The sequence below is a fragment of the Cellulosimicrobium sp. NPDC030954 genome (assembly GCF_055571305.1).
Genome location: NZ_JBVIFN010000007.1, coordinates 214,420 through 228,579, shown reverse-complemented (window position 1 = coordinate 228,579; position 14,160 = coordinate 214,420). Strand labels below are relative to the sequence as shown.

General features: G+C 76.1%; 13 protein-coding genes and 1 riboswitch. Of the genes, 4 read left to right on the top strand and 9 right to left on the bottom strand.

Going from position 1 to position 14,160, the window contains the following annotated elements; translation table 11 throughout:
• Positions 1 to 305: 305 nt before the first annotated feature.
• Complete coding sequence (locus tag ACZ402_RS15295) at positions 306 to 2,072, bottom strand: 2-isopropylmalate synthase (RefSeq protein WP_375824513.1); 1,767 nt, start codon at positions 2,070 to 2,072, stop codon at positions 306 to 308.
• Positions 2,073 to 2,258: 186 nt separating this feature from the next.
• On the opposite strand from ACZ402_RS15295, the gene ACZ402_RS15290 reads away from it, so the two are divergent.
• The 4 genes from ACZ402_RS15290 to ACZ402_RS15275 are packed head-to-tail and all read left to right on the top strand — an operon-like array spanning position 2,259 to position 5,145.
• Complete coding sequence (locus ACZ402_RS15290; RefSeq protein ID WP_375824512.1) at positions 2,259 to 2,969, top strand: FadR/GntR family transcriptional regulator; 711 nt, start codon at positions 2,259 to 2,261, stop codon at positions 2,967 to 2,969.
• Complete coding sequence (locus tag ACZ402_RS15285) at positions 2,966 to 3,847, top strand: ABC transporter ATP-binding protein (RefSeq protein WP_375824511.1); 882 nt, start codon at positions 2,966 to 2,968, stop codon at positions 3,845 to 3,847. Before ACZ402_RS15290 ends, ACZ402_RS15285 begins: the two co-directional genes overlap by 4 nt.
• A 9-nt stretch (positions 3,848 to 3,856) precedes the next feature.
• A complete protein-coding gene (locus ACZ402_RS15280) occupies positions 3,857 to 4,876 on the top strand; it encodes a quinone oxidoreductase family protein (protein ID WP_375824510.1) in 1,020 nt (339 codons plus the stop codon).
• A complete protein-coding gene (locus tag ACZ402_RS15275) occupies positions 4,873 to 5,145 on the top strand; it encodes a hypothetical protein (protein ID WP_375824509.1) in 273 nt (90 codons plus the stop codon). The genes ACZ402_RS15280 and ACZ402_RS15275 overlap by 4 nt, the downstream gene beginning before the upstream one ends.
• Before the next feature lie 14 nt (positions 5,146 to 5,159).
• Here the strand turns inward: ACZ402_RS15275 and thiD are convergent, their stop codons facing one another.
• The 8 genes from thiD to rplT form a co-directional block, all read right to left on the bottom strand.
• On the bottom strand, positions 5,160 to 6,125 hold the full coding sequence (gene thiD / locus ACZ402_RS15270) for a bifunctional hydroxymethylpyrimidine kinase/phosphomethylpyrimidine kinase (protein ID WP_375824508.1): 966 nt from the start codon (positions 6,123 to 6,125) through the stop codon (positions 5,160 to 5,162).
• Positions 6,118 to 6,212: riboswitch (TPP riboswitch) on the bottom strand. Its footprint overlaps the gene before it by 8 nt.
• A gap of 69 nt (positions 6,213 to 6,281) precedes the next feature.
• Positions 6,282 to 6,956: a YceI family protein gene (locus ACZ402_RS15265; RefSeq protein WP_375824507.1), complete on the bottom strand. Its 675-nt coding sequence runs from the start codon at positions 6,954 to 6,956 to the stop codon at positions 6,282 to 6,284.
• Positions 6,957 to 7,199: 243 nt separating this feature from the next.
• A complete protein-coding gene (locus ACZ402_RS15260) occupies positions 7,200 to 8,096 on the bottom strand; it encodes an SDR family oxidoreductase (protein WP_375824506.1) in 897 nt (298 codons plus the stop codon).
• The gene (gene pheT, locus ACZ402_RS15255) at positions 8,093 to 10,714 is read right to left on the bottom strand and encodes a phenylalanine--tRNA ligase subunit beta (protein WP_375824505.1); all 2,622 of its coding nucleotides are present in this window, start codon (positions 10,712 to 10,714) and stop codon (positions 8,093 to 8,095) included. The genes ACZ402_RS15260 and pheT overlap by 4 nt, the downstream gene beginning before the upstream one ends.
• Positions 10,714 to 11,841: a phenylalanine--tRNA ligase subunit alpha gene (pheS, locus tag ACZ402_RS15250; RefSeq protein WP_375824504.1), complete on the bottom strand. Its 1,128-nt coding sequence runs from the start codon at positions 11,839 to 11,841 to the stop codon at positions 10,714 to 10,716. The genes pheT and pheS overlap by 1 nt, the downstream gene beginning before the upstream one ends.
• 291 nt (positions 11,842 to 12,132) lie before the next feature.
• Entirely contained in the window at positions 12,133 to 12,792 is a 660-nt protein-coding gene (gene thpR / locus ACZ402_RS15245; RefSeq protein ID WP_375824502.1) for an RNA 2',3'-cyclic phosphodiesterase, read from the bottom strand.
• Positions 12,789 to 13,682, bottom strand: coding sequence for a TrmH family RNA methyltransferase (locus ACZ402_RS15240; RefSeq protein ID WP_375824529.1), 894 nt, complete (start codon positions 13,680 to 13,682; stop codon positions 12,789 to 12,791). The genes thpR and ACZ402_RS15240 overlap by 4 nt, the downstream gene beginning before the upstream one ends.
• A 68-nt stretch (positions 13,683 to 13,750) precedes the next feature.
• Positions 13,751 to 14,137 (bottom strand): 50S ribosomal protein L20, encoded by a 387-nt coding sequence (gene rplT / locus ACZ402_RS15235; protein ID WP_024840664.1) that lies wholly within the window; start codon positions 14,135 to 14,137, stop codon positions 13,751 to 13,753.
• Positions 14,138 to 14,160 lie beyond the last annotated feature (23 nt).

Here is a 14,160-nt window from a genome sequence, read left to right as displayed (position 1 = left end):
GGACCGTGTGCTGGGACTGGCGCACCGTCACCCTGGTCTGTCGTGCGGGGGTTCTCGGAGTGCGCCTCTGACGTCCTGCGCACACGGTCCGACCCCACCGCTCGTCCTGCCCGTCACCGCACGACCCGCAGCCCCCGGTCCGGCCGTCACGCCCAGTCCGGGCGTGGGATGTCGTACCGCCCGCGTGGCGGGTGGTCCCCGGCCGAGATGCGAGAAGTGGCCCATCGGAGCCTCGTCCTCGGGGCCATTTCTCGCGTCTCATCACCACGTGTACGGCTCGAGCGGGGGCCGCGGGGCTGACGAGCTCAGGCTGTCGCCGCGCAGACCGCGCGGACGCTCGCGCCGAGGACGGAGGTGTCGCGGCCCACGGTCCAGCGCGGGGCGCCGTCGGGGCCGCGGTGCTCGAGGTAGGTCACGGCGGTCGCGTCGCTGCCCTGGCCGACGGACTGCTGGGCGAGCGAGAGGATCTCGACGGGCCGGCCGAGGCGGGCGAGCGCGTCGACGAGGGCGTCGACCGCACCGGCACCGGTCCCGGAGGTGGTGACCTGCGCGCCGTCGACGGTGAGCACGAGGTCGAGGCGCTCGGTCCCGTGGTCGGTGCGGTGGCTCGTCCAGGAGACGGGCTCGACGGCTCCGGGACCGGCATAGACGTCGTCGAACAGCGCGAGGAGCGCGTCGGGCGTCACCTCGGTGCCGGTGGTGTCGGCGTGCTCCTGGACGCGGCGCGCGAGGTCGACCTGGAGGCCGCGGGGCAGCTCGAGGCCGTGGACGGAGTGCAGCACGTACGCGACGCCGCCCTTGCCGGACTGGCTGCTCACGCGGACGAGGGCCTCGTACGTCCGCCCGAGGTCGGCGGGGTCGACGGGCAGGTAGGGCACGCGCCACGGCGCCTGCGCGGGATCGAGGCCCGACGCCGCGGCGTCGGCCCGGTGCCGGGCCATGCCCTTGCGGATCGCGTCCTGGTGCGTGCCGGAGTAGGCGGTGTGGACCAGCTCGCCCACGTAGGGGTGGCGCGGGTGCACGTCGATCCGGTTGCACGCGACGACGACGTCCCGGATCCCGTCGAGGTCGGAGAAGTCGACCATCGGGTCGACGCCCTGCGCGTGCAGGTTGAGGCCGAGCGTGACGAGGTCGACGTTCCCGGTGCGCTCGCCGTTGCCGAAGAGGCACCCCTCGACGCGCTGCGCGCCGGCGAGGACGGCGAGCTCGGCGCACGCGACGCCGGTGCCGCGGTCGTTGTGCGGGTGGACCGAGAGGATGACGCCATCGCGCCGTGCGAGGTTCCGGTCCATGTACTCGATCTGGTCGGCGTAGACGTTGGGCGTCGCGACCTCGACCGTGGCGGGCAGGTTGAGGATCACCGGCCGTTCGGGCGTCGCGTCCCAGAGCGTCGTCATGCGGTCGCACACGTCGAGCACGTAGTCGGGCTCGGTGAGGTTGAAGACCTCGGGCGAGAACTCGAAGCGGACGCGCGGGTCGTCGCCTGCGTGCCGCAGCACGTCGGTCCCGGCGTCGGTGACGAGACGCGCGAGGTCCTCGCGGTCGCGGCCGAGGACGACGTCGCGCCAGACGGGCGCCGTCGCGGTGTAGACGTGGACGACGACGGGGTTGCGCAGGCCCCGGACGGCCTCGAACGTGCGCGCGATCAGGTCCGCCCGCGCGGCGGTGAACACGACGACCGTGACGTGCTCGGGCGCGAAGTCGGTCTCGGCGAGCAGGCGCACGAAGTCGAAGTCGGTCTGCGACGCCGACGGGTAGCCCACCTCGATCTCGGTGTAGCCCATGGCGACGAGCAGCTCGAAGAAGCGGCGCTTGCGCGCCGGGTCCATCGGTTCCGCGAGCGCCTGGTTGCCGTCGCGCAGGTCGACGGGGACCCACAGCGGCGCCTGGGTGAGGCGGCGCGAGGGCCACCGACGGTCGGGCAGCTCCGGCACCTCGACCCGCGCGTGGACGTCGGTGTAGCGGGACGACGGCATGCGCGAGGGTCGCTGGCGGTTCCAGGGGGACGCGGACGGGGCCGCGCTGCCGCCGGTCGAGGTGCCGGGGGTGCGCGTGGAAGTGAGAGCGGTCATGGTCTGGCTGTCCTTCGGGTCGCGCCCCGCGGGAGCGGGGCGGTGGGCGACCGGCGCGCGACGGTTCCCCACGGCGGGGAGCCGGTCCGGTCAGACCCCGCCGTGGCGCCGAAGGAGGAGCGCCGTCCAGGACATGACGGGTACGCTAGCGCGCGACAAGTCCTCAGACAACCTGAGAGGTGATCCATGACCGCGCTGCACCGGCGCCCCCTCGCGGACCAGGCGGCCGAGCTCCTGCTCGACCGCGTGCGGTCCGGCGTCTGGCCCCTCGACCACCGGCTCCCCGGCGAGCAGGCGCTCGCGACCGAGCTCGGCGTCGGACGCTCCACCGTCCGCGAGGCGATCCGCCAGCTCGCGGGGCGCGGCGTGCTCGACAGCCGGCAGGGGTCGGGCGTGTACGTCGTGTCGACCGACACCGCGGACGACTGGGACGAGGTGCTGCGCCGCGGGGAGATCATCGACGTGCTGGAGGTCCGCGCTGCCCTCGAGACCGAGGCTGCCGGCCTCGCCGCCGCGCGCCGCACCCCCGCGGACCTCCGTGCGATGACGACGGCGCTCTCCCGCCGCGGGCAGGTCCCGGCGACGTCGTCGGCCGCCGAGTACGTGGACGCGGACCTCGTCTTCCACCGGGCGGTCGTCGACGCCGCGCACAACGCGGTGCTCGGCGAGCTGTTCGCGACCTTCGTCCCGCGCCTGCGCCGCGCGATGGTCGTGATGGTCGACCTCGACCGCGCGGGCGAGGCGCACCGGCACGACCAGGACGCGCACGAGGCGATCCTCGACGCGGTGCGCGACCGCGACGCCGTCCGCGCGTCCGCGGCCGCGCGCGAGCACCTCGCAGCCGTCCACGCGAAGGTCGCCGGGCGCGGCCCCGGTGCGACGGGCGGCGAGCGGTGAGCGCCGAGGTCCTGTCCCTGCGCGGCGTCGACCTGGTGCGGGAGGGGCGGGCGATCCTCGGCGGCGTCGACCTCGTCGTCCGGGCGGGCGAGCACTGGGCGCTGCTCGGACCGAACGGCGCGGGCAAGAGCACGATCCTCGGGCTCTGCGGGGCGCGCCGCCACCCGACCCGGGGCACGGTCCACGTGCTCGGCGAGCGCCTGGGCCGCGTGGACATCCAGACCCTGCACCGCCGCATCGGCCACGTCGACCCGCGTCACGACCTGCGCTCGCCGCTGACCGTGCTCGAGGTGACCCTGACCGGCCTCACGGGGACCGTCGACTGGCGTCCCCGCTGGCAGCCGACCCCGGACGAGGTCACCCTCGCCCGGGGACTGGTCGCCGACCTCGGCCTCGCGCACCGCGCGCACGACCCCTGGCCGACGCTCTCCCAGGGCGAGCGCGGGCGGGCTCTCGTGGCGCGCGCGCTCCTGCCCGACCCCGCCCTCCTGCTGCTCGACGAGCCGTCGACCGGGCTCGACGTCGCCGCGCGCGAGCAGCTCCTCGAGACGCTCGACGCCGTGCGCGCGACCCGCCCGCACGTCGCCTCGGTGCTGGTGACGCACCACCTCGAGGAGCTGCCCACCACGACGAGCCACGCGCTCCTGCTCGCGCACGGCCGCGTCGTCGTCGCGGGAGCCGCCGAGGACGTGCTCGTCACGGAGCACGTCACGCGCTGCTTCGACCACCCGGTGCGCGTCGAGCGCCGGTTCGGGCGGTGGCACGCGACGGCCGGGCACACCCGCCCGCCCCGCCTGGTCGGGGACGACCCCGGCGGCGCCGCGGCGGTGTCGTCCACCGTCGTGGTCGGGGCGGCCGGGGGCGCCGGCCGACCCTAGGCTGGGGCCATGCACGCGATCGTGGCCCGCGCGGCGGGCGGCCCCGAGGTCCTCGACCACACCGAGCTGCCCGACCCCTCGCCGGGCCCCGGCCAGCTCCTCGTCCGGTCCGCCGTCGCGGGCGTGAACTTCATCGACACGTACAAGCGCTCGGGCGTGTACGCGACGGAGTACCCGCACGTGGTCGGCAGCGAGGGCGCGGGCGTGGTCGCCGAGGTGGGCGACGGCGTCGAGGGCTTCACCGTCGGCGACCGCGTCGTGTGGACCGAGGCGCCCGGGTCGTACGCGGACCTCGTCGTCGTGGACGCCGCCCAGGCGCTGCACGTCCCCGACGCCGTGTCGCTCGAGGACGCGACCGCCGTCGCGCTCCAGGGCCTCACCGCGCACTACCTGTGCACCTCGTCCTACCCGGTCCGCCCGGGCGACCGGGTGCTCGTGCACGCGGGCGCGGGCGGCGTCGGGCTGCTCCTGACGCAGATGCTCGTGGCGCGGGGCGCGCACGTGATCTCGACGGTCTCGACGCCCGAGAAGGCCGATCTGTCCCGCGGCGCGGGCGCCGAGCACGCGATCCAGTACACGGCGTTCGCGGACCTCACCGCGGAGCTGCCGGAGGTCGTGCGCGGGCTCACGGGCGGCGAGGGCGTCGCGGCGGTGTACGACTCGGTGGGCAAGGACACGTTCGACGCGTCGCTCGCGTCGCTGCGCCGTCGGGGCACGCTCGTGCTGTACGGCGGCTCGTCCGGGCAGGTCCCGCCGTTCGACCCGCAGCGGCTCAACGCAGGCGGGTCGCTCTTCCTCACGCGGCCCAAGCTCGCCGACCACACGGCGACGCGCGCGGAGCTCGTCGAGCGCGCGACGGAGGTCCTCGGCGCGGTCGCGGGCGGGACGCTGCACGTGCGCGTCGGCGCCACGTTCCCGCTCGCCGACGCCGCCGACGCCCACCGGGCGCTGGAGGGCCGCGCGACCACGGGCAAGGTCCTGCTCGTCCCCGACGCAGCGGCGCAGGCCACGAGCTCGGGCACCGCGTGAGCTGGGACTGGGTGCCCGCGCGGCCTGGCGAGGAGGACGGGTCCGACGGCGGGCCCTCCCCTGCCCTGCGCCCCGCCGTGACGGTCCTCGCCGTCCTGCTCGCCGCGGCGCTCGCCGTGTACTGGGTGACGGTCGGGCTGCGCCAGCAGGCGGACGCGTGCGTCGCCGACCGCCCCGCGGGCGTCGCGGCGCAGGACGTCGTGGCGACCTGGCGCTGGTGGCCGCCCGGCTACGACTGCGCCGTCGCGCAGCCGACGACGAGCGCCTGACCCGTTCCGCGCGGTCAGCCGGGCGCGACGGGCGACGTGGCGTGCAGGTGGTCGACCGGGCCCCGGCCCGTCCCGACCTGCAGCGCGGCACCCGACCGCAGCGCGCCGGTGAGCCACTCCTTCGCGTCGCGCGCGGCCGCCGCCCAGCCCTCGCGCTGCGGGCGCAGGGCCGCGAGCGCCGCGGAGAGCGAGCACCCCGTGCCGTGGGTGTGCGGGGTGTCGACGCGGGGCGCGTCGAACGTGGTGACCGCGGGTGAGGCACCGGGGACCGCGGCCGGCACGACGAGGGCGTCCGGCGACGTCTCGCCGGTGAGGTGCCCGCCCTTGAGCAGCACGACGGCGCCGCTCGTCGCCGCGTACGACGCGGCCTGGGCCAGCGCGTCGTCCCAGGTCGTGGCGACGTCGCGGCCCGCGAGGACGGCCAGCTCGGGCAGGTTGGGGGTGACGACGTCGGCCCGGGCCGCGAGGTCGCGCACCGCCTGCTCCGCGCCCGCGTCGAGCAGCCGGTGCCCCGACGTGGCGACCATGACGGGGTCGAGGACGACCCAGGGTCGCTGGAGCCCGGCGTCGGTCCGCGCGGCCGCGAGCACGTCGAGCCACGCCCCGATCTCGCGGGCGTTGGCCTCGTCGGCCACCATGCCGATCTTCACGGCGTCGATCTCGACGTCGTCGGACACGGCGTCGAGCTGCTCGCGCAGGAAGGCGGGCCCGGGGACGTGCACGGAGCGGACGCCGTGCGTGTTCTGCGCGACGAGCGCCGTCGTCACGGCCATGCCGTACGCGCCGTGCGCGGCGAAGGACTTGAGGTCCGCCTGGATGCCCGCGCCCCCGGTCGGGTCGGTCCCCGCGATCGACAGGACGCGCGGACGCGAGGGCCGCGCGCCAGGGCCGCCGTCCGGGCCGGGTGAGCGGCCGCCCGCGGGCCGACGGGCGCTGTCGCGCCGGGGTGCGGGGTCGTGCTGGGGCAGGGCGAGCGTCATCGCCGGACATCCCTTCGCTGGTACGAGCCAGAGCAGGTTCGACGGGTCTCATCTCAGCCCCGCGTCGGGGCACCCCGTGTCGCTCGCCATGCTACGTCCCGCGCGCCGGACGACCTCCCCCGGTCTCACGGGGACCGGCGGACGCGACGCACCGCGTCAGGCCTGGTGGATCGCCTCCCCCGCGATCTCGAGGCCGATCTTCTTGCCGACGAGGAACCCGCCGGTCTCGAGCAGCACGTTCCAGACCAGGCCGAAGCTCTCGCGGTCGATCTCGGCCGCGGCGTGGAAGCCGAAGATGTCGCGGCCGTAGGGGTCGCGGCGCGCGCCCCCGTACTGCATCGACAGCACGGTCCGGTGCGTGACGCCCCGGACCGTGAGCAGCCCCTCGACGAGGAACCGCCCGGCCTGCGCCGTCCGGGGTTGCACCCGCTCGGGCGCGAGCTCGGCGCGCTCGGGCGAGCGGTTCCGCAGACGCGCCCACGCGAGGATCTGGTCCTGCTGCTCGCCCTGCCAGCAGACCGAGGTGCTACGGAACTCGATCGTCGGGTAGGCGTCGACGTCGAGGAAGTCGGGGCTGCGCAGGTGCGCGTCGCGCTCCTCGTGGTGCGTCGTGAGGCTCGCGGTCTCGATCGTCGCGGAGACCGCCGAGGCGAGCGGGTCCTCGCCGACCAGGACGGTCGCGCGCGCCCGGGTGAACTCGCCCCGGACGGGCGACACCATCATGTGCATCCCGGTGAACCCGATGCGCTTGTGCGCCTCGTCCAGCGCGTAGGTGCCGGCCTCGGGAACGGTGAGGCCGTTCCACTGCCGGACAGGGCGGGCCGTCGTCATACGTCGCTCCCAGGCGTCGTCGAGCCGCGACGTCGGTGTCCGCCCGGTACTTGGTCAGGTGTCCAGCACAGCATCCCCGATGGGTGCGTGAAACTTCAACCAGATGGCGGGTGATCTCCCCCTCGCACGCGCCACCCGCGGACGCACGAGCGCCGCCCGGCCGGAGGGGTCGGGCGGCGCTGCGGGTCGGGCGTGCGACGGGTCCGTGACGCGGCGGGTCGTCGCGTCCGTGCCGGTGGGAGGTCAGCGGGCCGGGAGCTCTCCCGGCATCGGGTCGTCCGCGCCCCAGCGCGTGACGCGCAGGCGCCGCGCGTCGGGGCCGGGCAGGACGTCCCCGCGGCCGAGGGCCTCCTCGGCCGCGGCGCGCAACGACTCCGGGGAGTCGTGCGTCACGCGCACGAACGCTCCCGAGAACGCGTCGAGCTCGCCGCGCGCGATCGCGACGACCATCTCGACCGTGCGCTCCACCGGGGTCCACTCGGTGCGACCCTCGTGCATGACCATCGACGCCGTCATGTCGGTCTGGACGACGCCGGGCGCGACCTCGAAGGTCCGCAGCCCGCGCGCGAACCCGGAGCGGTGCAGGTTCGCACCGAGCCGCAGGAGCGCCGTCTTGCTCGCGTTGTACGCGCTCGCGCCGTCCATGTCGTGCGAGCCCGCGCCGCTGTTGAGGTCGACGACGCGTCCCCCGCCGCGCGCGAGCATGCCGGGGACGACGGCGTGCGCGAGGAGGAACGGCCCGCGCACGTTGGTCTCGACGATCGCCCACCACTCGTCGGGGTCCGCCTCCCAGAGCGGCACCTCGGCGTCGACGCGCCCCGCGTTGTTGACGAGCAGGTCGACGCTCCCCAGCGCGTCCTGCGCGGCGCCGACGGCGGCCGTGACCGCGGCGGCGTCCGTGACGTCGGCCGTGACCACGACCGCGCGCCCCGCACCGCTGACGGTCAGGGCGCCGATCTCGTCGGCCACGCCCGCGAGCCGGGCGGCGTCGCGCGCGAGGAGCGCGACGTCGAGACCGGCCGCGGCGAGGCCGACGGCGATCGCGCGGCCGATGCCGCGCGACGCGCCGGTGACGAGCGCCGTCCGGGCGGGCGCGACGGTACCCGCCGCACCCACCGGGCCGGCCGCGCCCGCGCTCACGCCCGCAGCTCCGCGCCCACGCGCTCGCGCGCGGCCGTCACGGCACCCTCGCGGACGCGCGCGACGTCGTCCGCCGTCAGCGTGCGGTCGGCGGCGCGCAGTCGCAGCGAGAACGCCAGCGACTTGCGCCCGGCGCCGACCTGCTCGCCGGTGAAGACGTCGAACAGCGCGACGTCCTCGACCAGCTCCCCGGCACCGTCGACGATCGCGTCGCGCAGCGCCTGCGCGGTCACGCCGGCGTCCACCACGAACGCGAGGTCCTCCTTGGCGGCCGGGAAGCCCGAGACGGGCGTCGCCTGCACGGGCTCGTCCGACGAGGCGGCGACGACCGCGGACAGGTCGACCTCGAACGCCACCGTGCGCGCGGGCAGGCCGAGGTTCTCCAGCACCTTGGGGTGCAGCTCGCCCGCGTGCCCGACCACGGTCCCGTCCGCGAGCTCCAGGCACGCGCAGCGGCCCGGGTGGAACGGGGCGCGCGCCGTGTCGGCCACGACGGACACGTCGGCACCCACGTGGAGGCCGGCACGCTCCACCACGAGCCGGGCCGCCGCGAGCGCGTCGGTCCAGTCCGCGGCACGGCCCGCTCCCCACCAGCCGGCACGCACGCGGCGACCGACGAGGACGCCCGCCACGTGGCGCGGCTGCGCCGGGAGCGACGCGTCGATCGCGGCGAGCTGGTCGTCGGACGGCCGGACGCCGCCCGGCAGCGCGGGCGCCGCCGGGGCACCCGCGCGCGGGTGCGTCACGAGACCGACCTCGAACAGCGCGACGTCGCCCAGCCCGCGCCCGACGTTGCGGCGCGCCGTCTCGAGCAGCGTGCTCAGGAGGTCCGTGCGCATCAGCGGCCGGTCGTCGGCGAGCGGGTTGAGCAGGCGCAGCGCCCGGCGGCGCTCGTCGTCCGCGGGCAGGCGCAGCGCGTCCAGCTCCGCGTCCCCGACGAACGGGTAGCTCAGCGTCTCGACGAACCCGTCCTCCGCGAGCGCCCGGGCGACCGACCGGCGCACGCGCTGCTCGCGCGTGAGCCCGCGACCGCCGGGAGCGGCGGGCAGCAGGGACGGGATCTCGTCGTAGCCGACGAGCCGCGCGACCTCCTCCACGAGCTCGGCGGGCTCCGTGAGGTCGGGCCGCCACGACGGCGGGGTCACCACGAGCACACCCGTGGCGTCCACGTCGTCCGCCGCGACCGTGCACCCGATCGCGCCGAGCGTCCCGACGACCTGCTCCAGCGTGTACGGCACGCCGACGAGGCGCGCGGCCTCGCCGACGGGCAGCCGGACCGCGGCCGGAGCCTCGACCCGGTCGAGGTCGCTCACCGCGGGGTCGGCCGTGCCGCCGCCGAGCTCGACGAGGAGGTCGACCACGCGCTGCGCCGCGACCGCGGGCAGCAGCGGGTCGACGCCGCGCTCGAACCGCTTGGCCGCCTCGCTCGACAGCTTGTGGCGGCGCGACGTGCGCGCGACCGTCACCGGGTCGAAGTGCGCGGCCTCGACCAGCACGGCCGTCGTCGTCGGGCCGACCTCGGAGGACGCCCCGCCCATGACCCCGGCGAGCCCGAGCACGCGCGAGCCGCGCACGTCTCCGGGGCTGTCCGTGATGAGCAGGTCCTCGGGGTCGAGCGCCCGGTCCGCGTCGTCGAGGGTCACCAGACGCTCGCCCGGCGCGGCGCGACGCACGACGATCGGCGCCGCGACCTGCTCGAGGTCGTACGCGTGCAGGGGCTGGCCCAGGTCGAGCATGACGTAGTTCGTCACGTCGACCGCGAGCGAGATGGGCCGCATGCCCGACGCCGTGAGGCGGCGCTGCATCCACGCAGGCGTCTGCGCCGCGGGGTCGAGCCCCCGCACGACGCGCGTGACGAACCGGTCGCACCCGACGACGCCGTGGACCGGCGCCGCGTCGTCCACCTCGACGGGGAAGCCGTCGGGGGTCGCGGCGGGGGGCGGGGTCGGCAGCGAGCCCGGCAGGCCGGGGTCCGTGAAGCGCGCACCCGTCGAGTGCGAGAACTCGCGCGCGACGCCGCGGTAGGAGAACGCGTACCCGCGGTCCGGCGTCACGTTGATCTCCAGGACCTCGTCGCCGAGCCCGAGCAGCGCGACCGCGTCCTGCCCCGGGGTGAGGTCCTCGGCCGCGTACCCGAGCCGCGGCAGCACGATGATGCCGTCGTGGTCCTCGCCGAGCCCGAGCTCGCGCTGCGAGCAGATCATCCCGTCGGACACGTGCCCGTACGTCTTGCGGCTCGCGATGGCGAACGGCCCGGGCAGGACGGAGCCGGGCAGCGCGACGACGACGAGGTCGCCCGGCGCGAAGTTGTGCGCGCCGCACACGATGCCGCGCGCACCGCCCGCCGGCATGTCCGCGGGGTCGACGCCCTTGATCTCGGCGACGTTGTGCTCCGGGCCGACGTCGACCAGGCACCAGTTGATCGTCTTGCCGTTCTTCTGCGGCTCGGGCGTCATCTCCAGGACGCGCCCGACGACGAGGGGGCCCGTCACGGCCGCGCCGTGGATCGCCTCCTCCTCCAGGCCGACGCGGACGAGGTCGGCGGCGAGCCGCTCGGCGGTGAGCCCCTCGGGCAGCTCGACGTGGTCGCCCAGCCAGTCGATGGCGACGTAGGGCATCAGATCTCCGTTCCGAACTGGGCGGAGAAGCGCACGTCGCCCTCCACCATGTCGTGCATGTCCGCGATCCCGTGGCGCAGCATGAGCGTGCGCTCGATGCCCATGCCGAACGCGAAGCCCGAGTACACGTCGGGGTCGACCCCGACGGACCGCAGCACGTTCGGGTTGACCATGCCGCAGCCGCCCCACTCGATCCAGCCGGGCCCGCCCTTCTTCTGCGGGAACCACAGGTCCATCTCGGCGCTCGGCTCGGTGAACGGGAAGTAGCTCGGCCGCAGGCGCGTGCGCGCCTCGGGACCGAACATCGCCCGGGCGAACGCGTCGAGCGTGCCGAGGAGGTTCGCCATGGTCAGGCCCTCGTCGATCGCCAGGCCCTCGACCTGGTGGAAGACGGGCGTGTGGGTCGCGTCGAGCGCGTCGGTGCGGAACGTCTTGCCCGGGCACGCGACGTACAGCGGCACGCCGCGCTCGAGCAGCGAGCGCGCCTGGACGGGCGACGTGTGCGTGCGCAGCACGAGGTTCGACGGGGCCGCGGCGCCGTCTCCGGGGCCGTCAGCACCGGCCACGTAGAACGTGTCCTGCATCTGCCGCGCCGGGTGGTCGACACCGAAGTTCAGGGCGTCGAAGTTGAACCACTCGGCCTCGACCTCGGGCCCCTCGGCGATCTCCCAGCCGAGCCCGACGAAGAAGTCGGCGACGCGCTCCTGCAGCGTCTCCAGGGGGTGCCGCGCGCCGGCGGGCACGCGGTCGACCGGGAGCGTGACGTCCACCGCCTCCTCGACGAGCACGCGCTCGTCGCGCTCGGCCTCGAGCTCGGCCTGGCGCGCGGCGAGCGCCTGGTTCACGCGGCCGCGGAGCGGCCCGAGGAGCTTGCCGGCGGTCTTCTTGTCCGCGGGCGCGAGCGAGCCGATCTGGCGGTTCGCGAGCGCGAGCGCGCTGCGGTCGCCCGTGTGCTCGGTGCGCACGAGCTTGAGCGCGTCGAGGTCGCCGGCCCCGGCGATCGCGGCGAGGGCGGCGTCGAGCGCGCGCTGGAGCGCGTCGGCGTCGAGCGGGGAGGGAGCGGTCGGGGTGTCCGGGCCGCCGTCCCCCGTGACGGGGGTGACGACGTCGGCGTCAGGGCTGGACATGCGTGCCTTCCTGGCGAGGGCGGGACTGCGGGAGCGGGCGGCGGCCCGGGCAGGCGTCTGCTCTGGGGTCGTCCCGCGGGGCGCGGCGCACGGGGCGCGCGCGGGCGCGCGCTCGTGCGCGCGTCGCGGTCATTCTAGGGCGCCCGTCCGGGCCCGGTCCGTCCCGCCGCAGGCGGGAGGGGTGCACGCGTCAGCCGCGCGGGCCCGTGACGGGCCCGGGAAATCGGCGACCACCGTGCTTGCTCATGACAGCCATCATGGCACAGGCCCGCGGCCGCGACGGCGGTGCGCTCACGCGCCGCCGAGCGGCAGCGCCTCGACCGTGCGGTGCACCCGACGGCCGGACGTGTCCCCCGGCAGGTCGCCGGACGCGGACTCGACGAGGTGGAGCTCGCTCGCCGTCCAGTCCGGTCCCGCGTAGACGGACAGCGCGGCGGCGGGCCCCGCCAACGGGTCGCCCGCCGTCAGCGCGTCGTGACCGCCCAGGGCTCGCCCTCCGGAGCGCGCGCGACGGCGGGCCTGGCGGGCACCCGCGGCCGCGCGCGCCACGGTCAGGTGGGCGCGCTGCCGCGAACGCCGGTCGACACGGACCCCGGCGTCCCCGGCCGCCTCCGCGACGGCCGCGCTGAGGTCGCGGAGCGGGTCCGCGTCGGCGCCCCCGACGCCGACCCACAGCACGCGCCGGTCGAAGACCCCCGCACCGCGCAGCCGCAGGGACAGCGGCGCCGCCTCGCGCGCGACCAGGGCGAGCGCCGCGGCGAGGTCGGGGACGGACCCGTCCGGCACGTCCCCGAAGAACGAGACGGTGAGGTGCCACAGCTCAGGTGGGGTCCACCGCACGAGGGGGGCGCCGTCCGGACGCCGCGACTCCTGGGCGTGCGCGCCCGCGAGCGCGAGCGCCAGGTGGTCGAGCGCCGGTGCGCTCGGGTAGAGCGCGGCGAACAGGCTCACGCGCCCTCTCCCGAGGGCGCCGGAGCCCGGGCGGGTCGGTGCGCCCGGCTCGAGGCGTAGAGGCACACCGTCGCGGCAGTCGCGAGGTTGAGGGACTCGGCCCGACCGCGGATCGGCACGCGCACGACGGCGTCGGCCAGCGCCCGGTCCTCCGCAGGCAGGCCCCACGCCTCGTTCCCGAAGACCCAGGCCGTGGGCGCGGCGAGGTCGACCCGTCGCGACGCGTCGGCACCGGTCCCCGCGTCCGTGGTGCCCGCCAGGTCGAGCAGGTCGTCCAGGTCCAGGTCGCCCGCGCCGTCGGCCGCGAGGACCGTGAGCCCGGCGGCGCGCAGCGTGGCCAGGGCGTCCGCGAGGCCCACGCCCGTCACCACGGGCAGGTGGAACAACGAGCCGGCCGTCGACCGCACGACCTTGGGGTTGTGCACGTCCACGCTCTCGCCCGCGAGGACGACCGCGTCCGCGCCCGCCGCGTCGGCGGCCCGGATCACCGTCCCCGCGTTCCCGGGGTCGCGGACCGTCGCGAGCACCGCGACGAGGGCGGGCCGCTCCCGGCCGGGGGTCGCCAGCGTGCTGGCGACGTCCGCGAGCGTCGGCTCCTGCGCGCGGACGACGGCGAGCACGCCCTGCGCGTCGGCGCTCATCGCGGTGAGCACCTCGGCCGTCGTGACATGGACGTGCAGCCCGGCCGCGCGGGCGTCCCCGACGATCTCCGCGTACCGCTCGCCCGCCGTCGGCGTCACGTACACGTCACGGACCCGGTCGGGCGTGAGCCGCACGGCCTCGCGCACGCCCTGGGGGCCCTCCACGAGGAGCTGCCCGTGCCGGGAACGCGCCGGACGCCCGGCCAGCGCACGGACCGCCTTGACCCGGTCGCTGCGAGGGTTCGTCAGCGTGGGGTCGAGCGGACCGGGCGCCGACCGGGCGTCCGGGGCCGGCTGGCGGCCAGGTGAGGTGCTGGTCAGGCTGCGGCCTTCGGCGCGTTGACGTCCTCGGGGAGCGCGTCCTTCGCGACCTGGACGAGCGCGTTGAACGCGGCCACGTCGTTGACCGCGAGCTCGGCGAGCAGGCGACGGTCGACCTCGACACCCGCGGCCTTGAGGCCCTGGATGAGGCGGTTGTACGTCAGGCCCTGGGCGCGCGACGCCGCGTTGATGCGCTGGATCCACAGCTTGCGGAAGTCGCCCTTGCGCGCCTTGCGGTCACGGTAGGAGTAGACGAGGGAGTGGGTGACCTGCTCCTTCGCCTTGCGGTAGAGGCGCGAGCGCTGGCCGCGGTAGCCGCTGGCGCGCTCGAGGGTCGTACGGCGCTTCTTCTGGGCGTTGACCGCCCGCTTCACGCGTGCCACGTGATGCTCCTTGCAGTTCGGGG